1 protein-coding gene is annotated in these 378 nt (G+C 57.1%); it reads right to left on the reverse strand.

The window, feature by feature from the left end:
* Positions 1 to 378, reverse strand: a 378-nt coding sequence (locus B3520_RS17405) for an FAD-dependent oxidoreductase (RefSeq protein ID WP_286876494.1), incomplete at both ends; no start/stop codon positions are given.

Genomic DNA, 378 nt, shown 5'->3' on the forward strand with positions numbered 1-378 from the left:
GGTGCCGTTGATCTGCCCGGCAAAGTACAGGCCTGAAATGGCCTTGGTTTCCAGGCTGTAATTCAGGTCCTGGGGATTGAAGTAATCGTATTCAATCGCATAGCCCGGGCGGGTGATGTGGGCGTTTTCAAAGCCTTTGATCGAACGCACCAGTTCCAGTTGCACATCGAACGGCAGACTGGTGGAAATGCCATTGGGGTAGAGCTCCCGGGTGTTCAGACCCTCGGGCTCGATAAAGACCTGGTGCGAGGATTTGTCCGCAAACCGATGGATTTTGTCTTCGATCGACGGGCAGTAGCGCGGGCCAATCCCCTCGATCACTCCGGAATACATGGGGGAGCGGTCCAGCCCGCCACGGATGATGTCGTGGGTGCGCTC

The sequence above is a fragment of the Marinimicrobium sp. UBA4509 genome (genome assembly GCF_002388575.1).
GTDB classification, from domain to species: domain Bacteria; phylum Pseudomonadota; class Gammaproteobacteria; order Pseudomonadales; family Cellvibrionaceae; genus Marinimicrobium; species Marinimicrobium koreense.